We start from the raw sequence: 16,668 nt of genomic DNA on the forward strand, positions 1-16,668 counted from the left end.
ACGCATTCTTGTCGCGCGCTCAGTGCGCCAAAATCGCCAGCAGCAGCAATGCCACGATGTTGGTGATCTTAATCATGGGATTTACGGCCGGACCGGCGGTGTCCTTGTACGGATCGCCGACGGTGTCGCCGGTCACCGCGGCTTTGTGGGCCTCGGAGCCCTTGCCGCCGTAATGGCCGTCCTCGATGTACTTCTTGGCGTTATCCCAGGCGCCGCCGCCCGAAGTCATCGAGATCGCGACGAACAGACCCGTCACGATCACGCCGAGCAACATCGCGCCGACCGCGGAGAAGGCCGCCGACTTGCCGCCCGCGCCGCCGCCTGCGATTGCATAGATTGCGAAGTAGACGAAAACCGGCGACAGCACCGGCAGCAGCGATGGGATGATCATTTCCTTGATCGCCGCCTTGGTCAGAAGGTCCACCGCCCGGCCGTAATCCGGCTTGTCGGTGCCCTGCATGATGCCGGGCTTTTCCCGGAACTGGCGGCGAACCTCCTCGACGATCGCGCTGGCGGCACGTCCAACCGCGGTCATGCCCAGGGCGCCGAACAGGTATGGCAGCAGGCCGCCGAACAACAGACCGACCACCACGTAGGGGTTGTTCAGCGAGAAGTCCGGCAGCACGCCCTGAAAGTACGGATACTTCGCGGCGTTGGCGATGAAGAATTTGAGGTCCTCATTGTAGGCGGCGAACAGCACCAGCGCGCCGAGGCCCGCCGAGCCGATCGCATAGCCCTTGGTGACGGCCTTGGTGGTGTTGCCGACGGCGTCAAGCGCGTCGGTGGCTTTACGGACTTCTTTCGGAAGACCCGCCATTTCAGCAATGCCTCCGGCATTGTCGGTCACCGGACCGAAGGCGTCGAGCGCCACGATCATGCCGGCCAGCGCCAGCATGGTGGTGGTCGCAATCGCGATGCCGAACAGGCCGGCGAGGCTGTAGGTGACGAGGATGCCGGCGATGATCACGAGCGCCGGGCCGGCGGTGGATTCCATCGAGATTGCCAGTCCCTGGATCACGTTGGTGCCGTGACCGGTGACCGAGGAGGCCGCAATCGACTTCACCGGACGATATTCGGTGCCGGTGTAGTATTCGGTGATCCAGATGATCAGCGCGGTAACGGCGAGGCCGACGACGCCGCATTCGAACAGCGCCATGCCGGTATATTTTACGCCGGCCAGCGGACCGAAACCGATCAGCCAGTAAATGACAGCCGCGACCCCCACAAGCGACAGCACGCCGGTGGCAATCAGGCCCTTGTACAGCGCGCCCATGATCGACTGGCTGGCGCCTAGCTTGACGAAGAAGGTGCCGGCGATCGAGGTCAGGATGCAAATGCCGCCGATGGCGAGCGGCAGTATCATCATGTTCACCAATAGCGGCGAGGTCGCGAAGAAGATCGCGGCCAGCACCATAGTGGCGACCGCGGTCACCGCATAGGTTTCAAACAAGTCGGCGGCCATGCCGGCGCAATCGCCGACATTGTCGCCGACATTGTCGGCGATGGTGGCCGGATTGCGCGGATCGTCTTCCGGAATGCCGGCTTCGACCTTGCCGACCAGATCGCCGCCGACGTCGGCGCCCTTCGTGAAGATGCCGCCGCCCAGACGCGCGAAGATCGAGATCAGCGAGGCGCCGAAGCCAAGCGCCACCATCGCATCGACCACGGTGCGGCTGTTGGCGGCGTAGCCCAGGCCGTGGGTGAGGACGGCGAAATAGATGGTGACGCCGAGCAGCGCCAGCCCCGCGACCAGCATGCCGGTGATGGCGCCGGCCTTGAAGGCGAGTTCGAGTCCGCCGGCCAGCGACGTCGTCGCCGCCTGCGCGGTACGGACGTTGGCCCGCACCGAGACATTCATGCCGATGAAGCCGGCAGCCCCCGACAGCACCGCGCCGATCAGGAATCCGACCGCCACCAGCATGCCGAGGAAGTAAGCGAGCAGCGCGAAGATCACGATGCCGACCAGGCCGATGGTCATGTACTGGCGCTTGAGATACGCCTGCGCGCCCTCACGCACGGCGGCTGCGATCTCCTGCATCCGCGCATTGCCCGCATCTGCCTTCAGGACCGATGCCGTCGCCCAAGCTGCGTAAACGATGGAAAGCGCTCCGCAGAGCACAATCACCCATAATGCTGTCATTGAATTTGCCTCAGATTAGGATTCTACCCCACGCCATCGCCGCAGGTGCGGCGGGCGCATAAAAAGGAGGCCTGCCCTGCCCAAAAGGGCGGCCTCAAATCGGCGGGACCATGCCAAAATCGCATCCGCGGCGCAACGCCGTGGACGGCCTAATCGGTCGATTTTGAAAGGTTTCACGGATAAAGCGCTGTCAAGCATGCTTGACAGCGGAAATCTCAGAAATGGCTGTACGACAGGCTTTTCAGCGCCATTTCGCGGCCTTGCGCGTCAATGAAGCTCGGAACTGCCGGCCCGGCGATGACGGTGCCGATCGATCTCACGGCTACCCCGGCCAGCGATGCCGCCGCCGCGAACGCCTCGAAGCGATTCTCCGGCAAGGTGCATAGGATCTCGTAATCATCACCGCCGGAGAGGATGGATTCGATGCTGGCCGTGCCGTTCGCAAGCAGCGCTCGCGCCGCGTCCGACAAGGGGACGCTCGCGGCATCGATCGCCGCGGAAACGCCGGACGCGGCGCAGAGCTTGGCGAGATCGCCGGCCAGGCCGTCGGACACGTCCATCGCCGCAGTGGCGTGATCGCGGACCGCCTGCGCCAGCGCCATGCGCGGCTGCGGAATCCGGTAACGGCCGACCAGCATGTCGCGAGCGGCGGCATCGCTCGCAAGCGCGGCGGCCCGGCCTTTCAGGATTTCGAGTCCCAACGCCGCATCGCCGATGGTTCCCGACACCACCACGCGGTCGCCGGGTTCGGCGCCGGCGCGCCGGATCATCCGGCCGGGCAGCACCCGTCCGAACGCCGTGATCGAAATCATCAGCGGTCCCGGCGTGGCGACCGTATCGCCGCCGAGCAGCGGACATTGAAACCGCGCCGCGTCCTCGCCGAGCGCATGCGCGAACGGCGTGAGCCAAGCATCGTCCGTCTCGCGCAGCGCCAGTGTCAGCACGAAGCCGGCGGGCTCCGTCCCTTTCGCTGCAAGATCCGACAGGTTCACCCGCAGCGCCTTGCGCGCAATGGTGTCCGGCGGATCGTCGGCGAGAAAATGCACGCCCTCGACAATGGCGTCGGTGGTGACGACGATGTCGTCGCCCTTCTGCTTCAGGATCGCCGCGTCGTCGGTGAGATCGAACGCGCCGGGATCGGTGGCGAGCGGGCGGAAGTAGCGGGCGATCAGGGAGTCTTCACCTGTCATGGGTGCCGCCCACCCTACCCTCGTCATCGTCCGGCTTTACCGGGCGACCCAGTATGTCGCACCGCCGGTGATCATGCACGAAGGCCGCGGAGTGCCGGGTCATCCGCCTTCGCGGATGATGACGGCGGCGATCGGAGCGGACGCTAGCGTCCCACATGCAAAAACTCGTCGCCGCGAAACTGGCGGGCGATCTGGTCGAGCACGGCGTTGATCATGCCGGTCTCGTCTCGGTCGACGAAGGCGTGGGCGACATCGACATATTCCGACACCACGACGCGCGCGGGCACATCCTTGCGGTGTTCGAGTTCGTAAGACCCCGCGCGCAGCACCGCGCGCAGAATCGCGTCGATGCGTTTGAGCGGCCATCCGTTCGCCAGCGCCTCGTCGATCAGCGGATCGAGCTTCGATTGATCCCTGACCACGCCGGACACCACGTCGCGGAAGAACGCCGCTTCGGCCGGCAGGTATTTGTCGCCTTCCACTTCGCCGCCGAGCCAATGGCTTTCGAACTCGGCGAAGATGTCGTTGATGCCGGCGCCGGCGATGTCCATCTGGTACAGCGCCTGCACCGCGGCGAGCCGCGCGGCGCCGCGCCGGTTGGCCTTTTTGTCGGCCGGTTTCTTATGGGGATCATTCGTCATCTTCGAAGCTCCGCATCAGAGCGTCCGGATAGCGACGTTTGATCCGCAGCATCGCAAGGGCGGCGCGCGCGGCGTCGCCGCCCTTGTCGAGTTCGCTCTTTCGGGCGCGGGCCCAGGCCTGCTGTTCGGTATTGACCGTGATGATGCCGTTGCCAAGCGGAACGGCGCGATCGACGGAAATCTGCATGAGCGCGCGGCAGGATTCCATGGATACGATTTCGAAATGAATGGTGTCGCCGCGGATCACGCAGCCCAGCGCGATGACCGCATCGAAATCCTCGCCGCTGTCCTCGGCGGAATTCAGCGCGATCGCGACCGCCGCCGGAATTTCCAGCGCGCCGGGCACGGTGATGATTTCATGGATCGCCTTTGCCTTTTTGATCTCGGCCAATGCGCCTTCCAGCAGCGCATCCTGGATATCGTCATAGAAGCGCGCTTCGACGATCAGAACGCGCGCGCCGGAGATATCGGTCTCGTCTTTCAGCGCTGCGCGCCGCGCGTCTGCCATTGGGCCGTCCTCGTCATTGCCGGGCTTGACCCTGCTAGAGTCACACATCTCGTAATACGCGGGCTTGACCCGCATATCCATCCACTTCGCAACACAGTCGCGTCGAATGGGATGGATTGCCGGGTCAAGCCCGGTAATGACGGCAGAGATCTGCGCATCCGGTAGGGCTTGATCCGGCAATCCATCGTGATTCAGAAGCCATCTTGTTAAGAGGATGGATACGCGGGTCAAGCCCGCGTATGACACATTCGTCGTTTCAGCCTCATTCCGGCTCGCGTGTTCGGCGCGTCCCGCGATGACGGAACTCTACTTCATTTCGCTCAGCCGGGCCGCATAGCGCGCCATCAGGTCGACTTCGAGGTTGACCTCGCTACCCGCTTGCCAGTCGCCCAGCGCGGTGACGGCAAGCGTATGCGGAATGATCAGCACCGAGAACCGGACATCATTGACCGTATTGACGGTCAACGACACACCGTCCAGCGTCACCGAACCTTTTGCGGCGATGAAGCGCGCCAGTTCGCGCGATGTGCTCAATTCAAACCGCGCCATGTCGGTAAGGTCGTCACGCGCAACGATGGCGGCGATCCCATCGGCATGGCCGGCGACGATATGACCGCCGAGCTCATCGCCGATTTTCAACGCACGTTCCAGATTGAGCCTGGTGCCGGCGCTCCAGTGTCCGGCGGTGGTCATGGCGAGGGTTTCGGCGGCAGCATCGACGTCGAACCAGGTCTTGCCGTGCTCGATCCCTGACGCAACCACGGTGAGGCAGACCCCGTTGCAGGCAATCGAGGCGCCGTCCGCGATCGTCGCCTGATCGTAGCGGCAGGTGATGCGCAGCCGGTGCAACTGCCCCTGCGCCACCGGCGTCAAAGCGACGATCTCGCCGATATCGGTGACAATGCCGGTGAACATGAATTTCCTTACCGTCATGGCCGGGCTTGTCCCGGCCATCCGCTAGGCGCGCTCGTAAATCGTCAGGCTATCCCGCCCCAGCATTTCGCTAGCATGAAGTTTCAAGCCGGGCGACTGCGTGATCGCCGACAGCGGCAATGCGTCCAGCGCCGGAACGCCGTCGGCGCCGATCGCTTCCACCCCGCGCAGCAGCCACATCTCGTCGACGAGGCCGGCCGCTGCGAACGACGACGCCACACGCGAACCGCCCTCCACCAGCAGCCGCGTGACGCCTTTTTCGGACAAGGCATGCAGCACTGCCGCAAGATCGAGCCCCGCCGATGGCGCAGAAGTGGCTGTGACGCGGATTACCTGCGCGCCGGCAGCGCCGAGCTTCATCGCCGCCGGCGCCTCCGCAAGATTAGAGGTCATGACCCACAGCGGCGTCTCCCGCGCCGAATGGACAAGCCGGCTGTTTCCGGGAATCCGCAAGCTCCGGTCCAGCACCACCCGCGCCGGCGACTGCGCCGCCATGCCCGGCAGCCGGCAGGTCAGCAGCGGATCGTCCACAAGCACCGTGCCGATGCCGACCAGGATGGCGTCGCATTGCGCGCGGAGCAGATGCACGCGCGCCCTTGCGGCTTCGCCCGATATCGCGACCGGCTTGCGCCCGGCCGCGGCGATTTTGCCGTCGGCCGAGACCGCCAGTTTCAGAATGACGTGCGGGCGCTTGTCACGCATCCGCCGGAAATGCCCGGCGTGATCGTGCGCCGCTTCCCGGGCGCCCAGGCCAACATCGACAACGATCCCCGCCGCGCGCAGCCGTGCATGGCCCTGGCCGGCTACTTCCGGATTGGGATCGTCGATCGCCGACACCACGCGCGAAATGCCGGCCGCAATCACCGCATCGGCACAAGGCGGCGACTTGCCGTGATGCGCGCATGGCTCCAGCGTCACGTATAACGTCGCTCCCTGCGTCGCATCCTGTGCCCGCGCCAGCGCCTCGGCCTCGGCATGCGGCCGGCCGCCGGGCTGGGTCCAGCCCCGCCCGACGATCACGCCGTTCCGAACCACCACGGCGCCGACGGCCGGATTAGGCCAGGTTCGGCCCTGTCCGCGCCGCCCCAGTGCCAGCGCCAGCGCCATAAAGCGCCGGTCGGCGGCTTTCAACGCTCTGGATTTTTCAGCATATTGATCTTCCAGAATCCGGAAGATCATTTGCGTATCGTCGCCGGACGATTGTCGTCGTCGCCGGAGAGTTCGCCGAGCACGGCTTCAAAGTCTTTCGCCTCGCGAAAATTGCGATATACCGAGGCAAAGCGCACATAGGCGACATCATCGAGCTGGCGCAGGTGCTCCATCACGATCTCGCCGATGGTTTCCGAGGAAATCTCCGCCTCGCCGCCGCTTTCAAGTTCGCGCACGATGGCCGACACCATCTTCTCGACGCGTTCGGGATCGACCGGGCGCTTGCGCAGGGATATCTGCAGCGAGCGCACCAGCTTGTCGCGGTCGAACGGCACCCGGCGGCCGTTGCGCTTGATCACCGTGAGTTCGCGCAACTGCACACGCTCGAACGTCGTGAAGCGGAAATTGCAGGCCATGCAAACCCGGCGCCGCCGGATCACCGCGGAATCCTCGGTGGGACGGGAGTCCTTGACCTGGGTATCGAGGCTGTTGCAGCTCGGGCAGCGCATTCCTTAGCTTGCTCCGTCATGGCCGGGCTTGACCGGGATGGATGCGCCGCTCATGCGCGCGCATGACGCCGAGAATGTGGAAACGCCTGCCAATTCCATCGGCCTCCGTTTAATCAATAAATCGGAAAACGATCAGTCAACGCCTTCACCTTTTCCTTCACCGCAGCCTCGACCAGCGGCGCCTTGCCGTCGGGCGATTGCGCCAGCGCATTGAGCACTTCGGCGATCAGTCCGCCGACCTGCCGGAATTCGGCGACGCCGAACCCGCGCGTCGTGGTCGCCGGGGTGCCGAGGCGCAGTCCCGAGGTGACGAACGGCGTTTCCGGATCGAACGGGATGCCGTTCTTGTTGCAGGTCAGCGCTGCGCGCACCAACGCTTTCTCCGAGACATTGCCCTTAAGACCCTTGGGCCGCAGATCAACCAGCATCAGGTGATTGTCAGTGCCGCCGGAGACGATGTCGAGGCCGTTGGCGCGCAGGCTTTCGGCCAGCGCCTTGGCATTCTCGACCACGTTCCTGGCATAGACCTTGAAATCCGGACGCAGCGCTTCAGCGAAAGCCACCGCTTTCGCCGCGATCACATGCATCAGCGGGCCGCCTTGCAGCCCCGGGAAAACAGCCGAGTTGAACTTCTTCGTGAACGCCTCGTCGTTCCACAGCATCAGCCCGCCGCGCGGGCCGCGCAGCGACTTGTGGGTGGTGGTGGTTACGATATGCGCATGCGGAACCGGCGAGGCATGCACGCCGCCGGCGACGAGGCCGGCGAAATGCGCCATGTCCACCATGAAATAGGCGCCGACATGATCGGCAATCTCGCGAAAACGCTTGAAGTCCCACGGCCGCGAATAGGCCGAGCCGCCGGCGATGATCAGTTTCGGTTTCACCTCTTCGGCGCGGCGCGCGACCACGTCCATGTCGATGATCTGATCGTCGCGGCGCACGGTATAATGCTGTGCGTTGAACCATTTGCCGGAAACATTCACCGGCGAGCCATGGGTGAGATGGCCGCCGGCGGCGAGATCGAGGCCCATGAACGTGTCGCCGGGGGCGAGCAGCGCCAAGAATACCGCCTGGTTCATCTGGCTGCCCGAGTTCGGCTGCACGTTGGCGAAGCCGGCGCCGAACAGTTTTTTGGCGCGCTCGATCGCCAGCGTCTCGGCGACATCGACGAATTCGCAGCCGCCGTAATAGCGCGCGCCGGGATAGCCCTCGGCGTATTTGTTGGTCATCACCGAGCCCTGCGCCTCCAGTACCGCGCGGCTGACGATATTTTCCGATGCGATCAGCTCGATCTCATGGCGCTGGCGGCCGAGTTCGCCGCCAATCGCTGCGGCGATTTCGGGATCGGCCTCGGCAAGCGTGGCGGTGAAGAACGAGTTGGGCGTCGAAGCGGTCTTGGCGCTGCCGGACAAGGAGCTCATGGGCAAATATCTCCACCGCCGCAGGCTGTTAGACGAGGCTGCGGGCGGTCATGGTTAGCGCTCGAAAGCAGAACTGGCCAGATACCATATTGGGTAGGCAAGGCCAAGCTGTTGCGGCTGCTGCCCGGTATTTATTCCACATATAGTGGGATGCCAGGCATGTCATCTCCGCGCAGGCGGTTATTTCGCGAAGCGATACGCCCCGCCCTTTTCGACCGAGCGCTGGAACGCCGGCCGCGCATGCATGCGCGCGATCCAGGCGCCCAGATTCGGATACGGCCCGATCCTGTCGAATATTTTCGCCATCTCGGCGACAAAACTCATTTGAATATCGGCGCCCGACAGCGAATCGCCGACGAAGAACGCGCGCCCTGCAAGCGCGCGGTCGGCATAGCCGAGATGGTTGGCCATCTCGCTGTCGATGCGTGGATGCAGCGGCGCGCCCGCCTCCTTCAACCGCGAGACGTAGAGATGCATCATCAGCGGCAGCATTGCCGAGCCTTCCGCGTAATGCAGCCACTCGTTGTAAGCTTCGTAATCGGCACTATCCGGCGCCGGCATCAGCCTGCCGCCTCCATGGCGGCGGATGACGTAATCGACGATGGCGCCGGACTCCGCGATCGTAACGTCGCCGTCCGTTATCACCGGCGACTTGCCGAGCGGATGCACCGCCTCCAGCGCCGGCGGCGCCAGCCGCGTCTGGGCGTCGCGCTGGTACTGTTTCAGTTCATATGACGTGCCGAGTTCTTCCAGCAGCCACAGGATCCGCTGTGAACGGGAATCGTTGAGGTGATGGAGGGTGAGCATGGTGGGTCCCCGGGGCCGCGGCGGTATATAAAGGATGAAACAAACGTACGGATCGAGCGTCGTTACCTCCCGAACCGTAAGCCTTCAAAATAGCATGGTATCCGGCAGGGAAGTAATCCGAAAACGACCGCGAACGCGGCGTCTGCCCGGAATCGCTAAGCTCGATCCGGATGCTCGCAGGATCGCCCGCTTATGCCGGCCCCGGCTCTGCAGCGCATCGCGTCGCATAATCTACGCGTTGCGCTGCGTCCGCACGCCACGTCCTACGCGGGCTTGACCTCCATCCATTTTCAGGAAATGGATTTTTCGAACAGGATGAATTGCCAAGTCAAGCCCGGCAACGACAACCGAGACAGTTGCCTCCAGGGAATGCGCCTCCGGGAACGTACCCCTACAGGCCGGTAAATCCCGCCTTCACCGGATCGCTGCTGCCGTCCAGTTCGCGCAGGTAGGTCAGCCCGCACACGGTAAGGCGGTGGGTGTCCTTTTCGCCGGCTTCGAACAGTGAGGCGAGATACGCGGTGACCTGGACGCGGGCCTCGATGCTGGCCGCGGCGGACCGGTTCATCAACAGATCATAGGTATGCATGATGCGTTCGATCGCGGAATCCATCGAATCCTCGGAGCTGTTCATGGGAAGTTGCAAAGTTAGCCGAGCCGGCTCGCCTCGAACTGCGAGATCGCTTTGTTGGCAAGGCGGATTTTGTTGAATTCGCCGCGATGAAACATCTGAACGATGATTTCGAGCAGACAGTCATTGGTGGCGAACGTATCGGGGATGACGCCGGTTTTGCGCAGATAGTTCGACGCGATCGCATAGGCGTCGCCAACCGACTCGACATTCATCACCCGCAAGCCGCGCTCGACCAACATGACTTCAGTCCTCCAATATCCGACTAATAAAGCACATGGCCCGGACAAGTTCCCGTAGCCGAAACTTTATGTTGCAGCGAACAAAAAAGCGCACCGGCCGGGGCCGATGCGCTTGTCGGTGGGGCTGCCGGTCTTTTGAGACGCCGGCTTGGCCCGATAAAGGGGTGGCTCAGAGCCGGTACAGGATCTGGTCGGTCCAGAACCGCTCCAGCCGGTGCAGCGACTTGTTCAAGGTTGCGAATTCCTCGTTCGAGATGCCGCCGACCTGCTCGACGGTCTTGACATGCTTCTGATAGAGCGCGTCGACGATGCGGCGGATTTCCTGGCCCTGCGCGGTCAGGCGGATGCGGACCGAGCGGCGATCGACGCGGCTGCGCTGATGATCGAGGAAGCCGAGTTCGACCAGCTTCTTCAAATTATAGGAGACGTTGGAGCCGAGGTAATAGCCGCGGGTGCGCAGTTCACCCGCGGTCAATTCCTTGTCGCCGATATTGTAGAGCAACAGCGCCTGCACGGAGTTGATGTCGGCGCGGCCGCGGCGGTCGAATTCGTCCTTGATCACGTCGAGCAGCCGGCGATGCAGCCGCTCCACCAACGTCAACGCTTCGAGATAGAGCGGCTGCACCGGCGCCTGGCCGGCGGTTCGTTCAGCGGTTTCCGCCGCCGTTGCAACGGCTTTCATCATGACACGTCCCCTGTTGTCTTTTTTATCGATTTATTTCGACGAAACTTGTGTCCCGCCTGATAGCCAAACCATAGGCAGGGCGTTTGAAGATCAGCTTAAATAAGACAATAAAGAGATCATGAATTTAAGACAGTGAATCGCGGATTAAGCCCGCCGATAAAGGACTTTTCGCAACCTTTCATTGACGGTGCGCGTCCCCTGTTCACGCTTCGTCTGGGCCGGATGTCGCATTTAAGAACACACCGGCTGCAATTCGAAACACTCGCGTAATACAGATGACCAAGCCATTAGGGTGACTGAAACATTACCCTGAAAAACAGCGGAAAATTTTAGGCGACCCGTCATTTCTCTCGTCATTCGCGGCGCGCCGTGCGCGCGAACCCGGAAATCCAGAGGCCTGCGCTGTTGCTGTAGTCTGCGTGCTTCGCACGCATCCCGGAATGACGAAGAGCCGGTTTACGGCGGCCGTTCCCGCGCGGCCATCCAGGCCAGCGCGAGATAGGCCGCCAGCATCGCCGCCTCGACTGCGACGATCGCGATGCTGCCGCCGTAGATCGCGGGAAACATCAATTCGATCACCGCCATGGATACGACGGTGGTGAGCCACACCACGGCGCCCCAAGGCGTGGCGAGCCAGAGGCCCACCGCGGCGACCAGTTCGATGACCGCGAAATACACCGTCGTGGTTTGCCAGGCCATCGACTGGTTTTCGAACGCGTCGTCCTCGCCGCCGACGAAGCCGGTCACCTGCGCCCAGTGATAAAGGCCCTTGGCGACCGACACGACCGCCATGATGCGCAGGAACAGCACCAGCCGCCGGGTCCATACGTTGTCGCCGGACTCCACCCGCCCGGACGAGATCGCCGCCACCGACATGGCGTTGTCCCTGGGCGTTTGGTCGCGCGACGGGGTTTCAGACATGCGGGCTGAAGCTCATGATCCAGGAGTTGCTCATCGGACGACTGTCGAGACGACTCTTGGCCCGTCGGCCGGCTAAAATCAATCGGGCTCGCGGTGGATCGGGCGCGGAATGCCGCTCCTCGTCATTGCGAGGAGCGCAGCGACCAGGCAATCCAGCCTTCCGTGCTTCCGACTCTGGATTGTTCGCTCCGCCCGCCAATGACGTGGTAAACTTGGTGCTGGCTCTCTTGCAGCGGAGCGCGGCCGTTCCCATGTCCTGCGCGGCAACAAAGGACTGATTCATGTCTGACAGCGGTTCATATGGCAGCGGCACCCGGCCGGGCGGCCCTCCCCCGCATGCCCCCGATCCCTGGCTGCAGCCCGAGCTGTTTCGCGGCGTGCTGACGCGGCGGGCATTCGCGTTCCTGATCGACCTCGTGGTCCTGTCGATCCCCGTGGTGCTCGTCTGCATGTTCATCGCCGCCTTCGGCATAGTCACGCTGGGACTCGGCTGGGGCCTGTTCTGGCTGGTGTCGCCGGCCTCGGTGATCTGGGCGATCGTCTATTACGGCGCGTCGCTGGGCGGGCCGCATTCGGCGACCCTCGGCATGCGCGTGCTGGATCTGCAGATGCGCACCTGGAACGGCTCCTCCGGCTATTTCATGCTGGGCGCGGCGCATGCGGTGCTGTTCTGGGTCTCGGTATCGTTCTTCACGCCCCTGATTGTGCTAGTTGGCCTGTTCAACGGGCGCCGCCGGCTGTTGCACGACATGATCCTGGGAACGGTAGTTATCAACAGTTCGGTGTTGACCCAGGTCGCGCAGCCGGCCCGGACCTGGTGACATCAGGGCAAACCGATTGACCATCGGCCTCCGCGGCGCGATGCTCGGCATGATTGCTTCGGAGACTGACGGCACAACGTGACCCAGCACTCGCGCGACACCCCGCAATTCTATCTGACGGCGCCCTCGCCCTGCCCGTACCTGCCGGGCCGGCATGAGCGCAAGGTGTTCACGCATCTGGTCGGCGACAAGGCCGGCGATCTCAACGACCTGCTTACCCATGGCGGTTTCCGGCGCAGCCAGTCGATCGCCTATCGCCCGGCCTGCGACCAGTGCCGGGCCTGCGTGTCGGTCCGCGTGATCGCCAACGAGTTCCGCCCCTCGCGCAACTTCCGCAAGATTCTGGCGCGCAACGCCGATATCGTCGGAGAGCAGCGCAGCGCGGTGCCGACTTCGGAACAGTATTCGGTGTTCCGCGCCTATCTCGACCAACGTCATCGCCACGGCGGCATGGCCGACATGACCGTGCTCGATTACGCGATGATGGTCGAGGACAGCCATGTCGAAACCCGCATCATCGAATACCGCAAGCGCGGCACCGACAGCGGCATCACCGGCCGCGGCGAAAGCCTGGTCGCGGTCGCCCTGTCCGACGTGCTCAGCGACGGGCTGTCGATGGTGTATTCGTTCTTCGAGCCTTCCGAGGAAAGCCGTTCGCTAGGCACTTTCATGATTCTCGATCACATCGCCCGCGCCCGGCGGCTCGGATTACCGTACGTCTATCTCGGTTACTGGATCGAAGGATCGAAGAAGATGGACTACAAGGGCCGCTTCCTGCCGCAGCAGCGGCTTGCGCCCTCGGGCTGGCTGCGCATCGACGCCGCCGGCGAGACGCCGAGTGAGCCGCAGGATTGACGCTGCGCGCGCCCTACTCTCCGCGTCATGGCCGGGCTTGACTTGGCCATCCATCCGCTCTGCGAGACTCTTGTCGAAGATTGGGGGATACGCAGGTCAAGCCCCGTATGACGAATTGCCTCACCCCGTGATCGTATCGAACAGCAGCTTGACGTTCAGCGTCACGATGATGCCGGCGACGATCCATGCCGCGATGGCCAGCGGACGCGGAATGACAAAGTCGCCCATCTTGCGCCGGTCCGAGACGAACCGCACCAGCGGAATTACCGCGAACGGCAGTTGCATCGAGAGGATGACCTGGCTGAACACCAGCAATTGTCCCGTGCCACGCTCGCCATACAGCGCCGTGACCGCGATCACCGGCACGATGGCGATGCCGCGGGTCACCAGCCGGCGCGCCCAGCTCGGCATCCTTAAGCGCAGAAACCCTTCCATGACGATCTGGCCGGCCAGCGTCGCCGTGACCGTCGAGTTGAGGCCGGACGCTAGCAGCGCGATCGCAAACAGTGTCGAGGCGATGCCGAGGCCGAGCAGCGGCGACAACAACTCGAACGCGCGGCCTATCTCGGCGACATCGGCGTGGCCGCTGTCATGAAATGTCGCCGCGGCGACGATCAGGATGGCGGCATTGATGAACAGCGCCAGCATCAGCGCGATGGTCGAGTCGGCGGTCGCCCATTTGATCGCGTCGCGGCGGCCTTCATCGGTGCGCGGATAGGCCCGGGTCTGAACGATCGACGAGTGCAGATAGAGGTTATGCGGCATCACCGTGGCGCCGATAATGCCGATGGCGATGTAGAGCATCGCCGGATTGGTGACGATGGCGGCGGATGGCGCAAAGCCGCGCAGCACCGCTGCCACTGGCGGCGCGGCGGCGACGATCTGGACCGTGAAACAGAGCGCAATGACGATCAGCAGTGCAATGACGAAAGCTTCGAGAAACCGGAAACCCTTGTTCATCAACAGCAGCAGCAGGAACGCATCGAGTGCCGCGATCAGCGCGCCGCCGATCAGTGGAATGCCGAACAATAGTTGCAGCGCGATCGCGGTGCCGATCACCTCGGCCAGATCGCAGGCGATGATCGCGGCCTCGCAAGCCAGCCACAGCATGATATTGACGGGTTTCGAAAAACTGTCGCGGCAGGCCTGCGCGAGATCACGGTCGGTGACGATGCCTAGCCGCGCGGCAAGCGCCTGCAGCAATATCGCCATCACATTCGACAGCAGGATCACCGACAGCATCGTGTAGCCGAACTGCGCGCCGCCGGCGAGATCGGTGGCCCAGTTGCCGGGGTCCATATAGCCGACCGAAACCAGGTAACCGGGACCGGCAAAGGCAAGCAATCTGCGGAACCAGTGCCCGCCGACCGGGACCCGGATGGTCGCGTTGACGTCGGCCAGGCTACGCTCGGTCTCCGGCCCGTTGCTTGAACGCCAGCCCGACGCACCCAGCACGCCGCGCACGGCGGACGGAGCCGGAGGGTCGGGTATTATCTTGGGCGAAAGCGCATCCATCTTCCCAGGATGAACTATTTCCGGGTTTGTTGCAACTAATTTGCAACTGCATCTGGGATAGGCGAGGAATTTCGCTCCCATAAGTGCACGACACTTTGTCGCGCCGCGACCCTGCATATGGCGAGCTGGGGCGCGCCATCGCTGACCCTGCAATCGCCATATCCGAGCCGGCGCGCCAATGCGGCACCGGAGTCATCGGAAGATGACACGATCAGGATATGCGGCGCTCCACGATTAACTTTGCGGAAGTTGGCCAGCGAGGCTGCATCCGGCTCGGACTCCCAGTCCGGTGCCGCGCGCATAAAATCATGTGCTTGGATGTATTGCAGTGGGAAATAGCCGAAATACCGGGTTGAGGGCAGTGGCGACGACAGTCCGGCACCGTGCGCGGCGAGTGCTGCGGTCTGGGCCGCGTGAAGCGTCGGTCGAACCCGCCAGGTGAACAATGCGCTGCTGCGCTGTGGGATAAGGTCGGCGTTGACAAAGGTTTCACCCGGGTTGGCCCGGCCGGCGTCGAGTTCGCTGTCCAGCGTGGCCGACCAGTTCTTGTAAGCCGCCGAGCGGATCGCGGTCTGGCCGATCAGTCCGGCGAGCGCGGCGAGGCAAAGCGTACGTACCAGCGCGGCACCGGGTTGCCGGCTTGCGATCGCCATCACCACGGCGATCCAGGTGAAGGGCGCCAGTCGCTCAGAGAGCGAAGCCGCCCCGGTCTTCAGATCGAGCAACGACAGCACGACCACCAGCGCAAGGAAGACGGGCCAAATCAGATCGCCGGATCTGATCCGGCGCAACGCCGCCGCGCCCGCGATCAGCAGCGCGGCCAACAGGGGAGCAAGGCCTACGATCTCCCACCTCGTAAAGCTGAACAGGTAGGTCGCTGCCATGATCCGGCGCAGGATCTGCAGCAGCCCGCCCTCGCTGCCCGCGGCTTCGCCGGGAATATTCTGGTACGCCATCAAGAAGCTGGCGGTTATCAGCAGTACCGGAATCGCGGCCCCGGCCGCCCAGGCGCCGTCGATGCACAATTGCCGCATGGCGGTGCGAATGCCGGACTGATCCAGCGTCCGGACGGCGCGGGCGAGACCATCGGCGGCAAGCAGCAGGCAGGCCGCGACGACGGCTGTGATGTGTGTCAGGCAAAGCGCCGCCAGGAATAATGCGGTGGTCAGGAAGGTGACGACATTGCGACGTTCTCCGGCCTTGCGCCAGAAGCTGGCGAACAGCAGAAACAGCGGCACGCCGAGCGCATAATTATAGAACCCCCAATGGATGAAGACCCCGAAGGCGAGCGGCAGCAACAACAGCATCGGCAATGCCGGGTGTTGGGTTTCCCCGCGACAGACGGCAAACGCGGCGGCGATCCAGAGCAGTCCATACAGATTGAGGAAAAGTGTGTTGGCCATCAGCGCGTCGCCGCTCAGCCTGATCAGGCCCGCAAGCACGAAGTAGATGGCGGAGTTGGGCTCGAGGCGCGGATTCCATTGATAAAACGACGCGGCGGGCTCCTGCAGCGCGCCACCCCAGCCGAAACGCGCGATCAAGTCGGCTTGTGCGAGATGCACCGGGCCATCTTGCGTCGGCACCAGCTTCACCAGCCAGATCGGGCCATCGAGCAGCGCGACCAGCATCGTGAATAACAGCAGCGTCGCGGCTGCCGCTACGCTGTTTTTTGGAACTTCATAGTGGGCTGCAGCCGGCAT

17 protein-coding genes are annotated in these 16,668 nt (G+C 63.5%); 2 read left to right on the forward strand and 15 right to left on the reverse strand.

Going from position 1 to position 16,668, the window contains the following annotated elements:
- Positions 1 to 19 precede the first annotated feature (19 nt).
- The 13 genes from ACFE72_RS11080 to ACFE72_RS11140 all read right to left on the reverse strand — a co-directional run bounded on the left by ACFE72_RS11080 (position 20) and on the right by ACFE72_RS11140 (position 11,777).
- Complete coding sequence (locus ACFE72_RS11080; protein ID WP_375413141.1) at positions 20 to 2,140, reverse strand: sodium-translocating pyrophosphatase; 2,121 nt, start codon at positions 2,138 to 2,140, stop codon at positions 20 to 22.
- A gap of 215 nt (positions 2,141 to 2,355) precedes the next feature.
- Positions 2,356 to 3,330: a thiamine-phosphate kinase gene (gene thiL / locus ACFE72_RS11085; protein ID WP_375413142.1), complete on the reverse strand. Its 975-nt coding sequence runs from the start codon at positions 3,328 to 3,330 to the stop codon at positions 2,356 to 2,358.
- A gap of 143 nt (positions 3,331 to 3,473) precedes the next feature.
- Positions 3,474 to 3,971, reverse strand: coding sequence for a transcription antitermination factor NusB (gene nusB / locus ACFE72_RS11090; protein WP_375413143.1), 498 nt, complete (start codon positions 3,969 to 3,971; stop codon positions 3,474 to 3,476).
- Positions 3,961 to 4,479 (reverse strand): 6,7-dimethyl-8-ribityllumazine synthase, encoded by a 519-nt coding sequence (gene ribH / locus ACFE72_RS11095; protein WP_375413144.1) that lies wholly within the window; start codon positions 4,477 to 4,479, stop codon positions 3,961 to 3,963. Before ribH ends, nusB begins: the two co-directional genes overlap by 11 nt.
- Positions 4,480 to 4,785: 306 nt before the next feature.
- Positions 4,786 to 5,394: a riboflavin synthase gene (locus tag ACFE72_RS11100; protein ID WP_375413192.1), complete on the reverse strand. Its 609-nt coding sequence runs from the start codon at positions 5,392 to 5,394 to the stop codon at positions 4,786 to 4,788.
- A 42-nt stretch (positions 5,395 to 5,436) separates the two neighbouring features.
- Entirely contained in the window at positions 5,437 to 6,591 is a 1,155-nt protein-coding gene (ribD, locus tag ACFE72_RS11105) for a bifunctional diaminohydroxyphosphoribosylaminopyrimidine deaminase/5-amino-6-(5-phosphoribosylamino)uracil reductase RibD (protein WP_375413145.1), read from the reverse strand.
- Entirely contained in the window at positions 6,588 to 7,070 is a 483-nt protein-coding gene (gene nrdR, locus ACFE72_RS11110; RefSeq protein ID WP_375413146.1) for a transcriptional regulator NrdR, read from the reverse strand. Before nrdR ends, ribD begins: the two co-directional genes overlap by 4 nt.
- Before the next feature lie 113 nt (positions 7,071 to 7,183).
- Positions 7,184 to 8,491: a serine hydroxymethyltransferase gene (gene glyA / locus ACFE72_RS11115; protein ID WP_375413147.1), complete on the reverse strand. Its 1,308-nt coding sequence runs from the start codon at positions 8,489 to 8,491 to the stop codon at positions 7,184 to 7,186.
- 180 nt (positions 8,492 to 8,671) lie between these two features.
- Complete coding sequence (locus ACFE72_RS11120; RefSeq protein ID WP_375413148.1) at positions 8,672 to 9,298, reverse strand: glutathione S-transferase family protein; 627 nt, start codon at positions 9,296 to 9,298, stop codon at positions 8,672 to 8,674.
- Between the two features lie 391 nt (positions 9,299 to 9,689).
- The gene (locus ACFE72_RS11125) at positions 9,690 to 9,911 is read right to left on the reverse strand and encodes a hypothetical protein (protein ID WP_375413193.1); all 222 of its coding nucleotides are present in this window, start codon (positions 9,909 to 9,911) and stop codon (positions 9,690 to 9,692) included.
- Between the two features lie 35 nt (positions 9,912 to 9,946).
- Complete coding sequence (locus ACFE72_RS11130; protein ID WP_375413149.1) at positions 9,947 to 10,171, reverse strand: hypothetical protein; 225 nt, start codon at positions 10,169 to 10,171, stop codon at positions 9,947 to 9,949.
- Positions 10,172 to 10,340: 169 nt separating this feature from the next.
- The gene (gene ldtR / locus ACFE72_RS11135; RefSeq protein WP_375413150.1) at positions 10,341 to 10,856 is read right to left on the reverse strand and encodes a transcriptional regulator LdtR; all 516 of its coding nucleotides are present in this window, start codon (positions 10,854 to 10,856) and stop codon (positions 10,341 to 10,343) included.
- 456 nt (positions 10,857 to 11,312) lie between these two features.
- Positions 11,313 to 11,777 (reverse strand): DUF6163 family protein, encoded by a 465-nt coding sequence (locus tag ACFE72_RS11140; RefSeq protein ID WP_375413151.1) that lies wholly within the window; start codon positions 11,775 to 11,777, stop codon positions 11,313 to 11,315.
- A 281-nt stretch (positions 11,778 to 12,058) separates the two neighbouring features.
- Between ACFE72_RS11140 and ACFE72_RS11145 the strand changes: the two genes are divergently transcribed.
- Both ACFE72_RS11145 and ACFE72_RS11150 read left to right on the forward strand, forming a co-directional pair.
- Entirely contained in the window at positions 12,059 to 12,598 is a 540-nt protein-coding gene (locus tag ACFE72_RS11145; protein ID WP_375413152.1) for an RDD family protein, read from the forward strand.
- Between the two features lie 78 nt (positions 12,599 to 12,676).
- The gene (locus ACFE72_RS11150) at positions 12,677 to 13,453 is read left to right on the forward strand and encodes an arginyltransferase (RefSeq protein WP_375413153.1); all 777 of its coding nucleotides are present in this window, start codon (positions 12,677 to 12,679) and stop codon (positions 13,451 to 13,453) included.
- A gap of 120 nt (positions 13,454 to 13,573) precedes the next feature.
- On the opposite strand, the gene ACFE72_RS11155 is transcribed toward ACFE72_RS11150, so the two are convergent.
- Complete coding sequence (locus ACFE72_RS11155) at positions 13,574 to 14,968, reverse strand: Nramp family divalent metal transporter (protein WP_375413154.1); 1,395 nt, start codon at positions 14,966 to 14,968, stop codon at positions 13,574 to 13,576.
- A 35-nt stretch (positions 14,969 to 15,003) separates the two neighbouring features.
- Positions 15,004 to 16,668 (reverse strand): hypothetical protein, encoded by a 1,665-nt coding sequence (locus ACFE72_RS11160; protein ID WP_375413155.1) that lies wholly within the window; start codon positions 16,666 to 16,668, stop codon positions 15,004 to 15,006.

The sequence above is a fragment of the uncultured Bradyrhizobium sp. genome (assembly GCF_964252615.1).
GTDB lineage: Bacteria > Pseudomonadota > Alphaproteobacteria > Rhizobiales > Xanthobacteraceae > Bradyrhizobium.

Excerpts from the sequence above, each read along its gene's own strand:
- ribD (WP_375413145.1), bottom strand. The coding sequence starts at position 6,591 with ATGATCTTCCGGATTCTGGAAGATCAATATGCTGAAAAATCCAGAGCG.
- ACFE72_RS11125 (WP_375413193.1), bottom strand. The coding sequence starts at position 9,911 with ATGGATTCCGCGATCGAACGCATCATGCATACCTATGATCTGTTGATG.
- ACFE72_RS11120 (WP_375413148.1), bottom strand. The coding sequence starts at position 9,298 with ATGCTCACCCTCCATCACCTCAACGATTCCCGTTCACAGCGGATCCTG.
- nusB (WP_375413143.1), bottom strand. The coding sequence starts at position 3,971 with ATGACGAATGATCCCCATAAGAAACCGGCCGACAAAAAGGCCAACCGG.
- ldtR (WP_375413150.1), bottom strand. The coding sequence starts at position 10,856 with ATGATGAAAGCCGTTGCAACGGCGGCGGAAACCGCTGAACGAACCGCC.
- thiL (WP_375413142.1), bottom strand. The coding sequence starts at position 3,330 with ATGACAGGTGAAGACTCCCTGATCGCCCGCTACTTCCGCCCGCTCGCC.
- ACFE72_RS11080 (WP_375413141.1), bottom strand. The coding sequence starts at position 2,140 with ATGACAGCATTATGGGTGATTGTGCTCTGCGGAGCGCTTTCCATCGTT.
- ACFE72_RS11130 (WP_375413149.1), bottom strand. The coding sequence starts at position 10,171 with ATGTTGGTCGAGCGCGGCTTGCGGGTGATGAATGTCGAGTCGGTTGGC.
- ribH (WP_375413144.1), bottom strand. The coding sequence starts at position 4,479 with ATGGCAGACGCGCGGCGCGCAGCGCTGAAAGACGAGACCGATATCTCC.
- ACFE72_RS11140 (WP_375413151.1), bottom strand. The coding sequence starts at position 11,777 with ATGTCTGAAACCCCGTCGCGCGACCAAACGCCCAGGGACAACGCCATG.
- glyA (WP_375413147.1), bottom strand. The coding sequence starts at position 8,491 with ATGAGCTCCTTGTCCGGCAGCGCCAAGACCGCTTCGACGCCCAACTCG.
- ACFE72_RS11100 (WP_375413192.1), bottom strand. The coding sequence starts at position 5,394 with ATGTTCACCGGCATTGTCACCGATATCGGCGAGATCGTCGCTTTGACG.
- ACFE72_RS11160 (WP_375413155.1), bottom strand. The coding sequence starts at position 16,668 with ATGCCGGCTGCAGCCCACTATGAAGTTCCAAAAAACAGCGTAGCGGCA.
- ACFE72_RS11155 (WP_375413154.1), bottom strand. The coding sequence starts at position 14,968 with ATGGATGCGCTTTCGCCCAAGATAATACCCGACCCTCCGGCTCCGTCC.
- nrdR (WP_375413146.1), bottom strand. The coding sequence starts at position 7,070 with ATGCGCTGCCCGAGCTGCAACAGCCTCGATACCCAGGTCAAGGACTCC.
- ACFE72_RS11145 (WP_375413152.1), top strand. The coding sequence starts at position 12,059 with ATGTCTGACAGCGGTTCATATGGCAGCGGCACCCGGCCGGGCGGCCCT.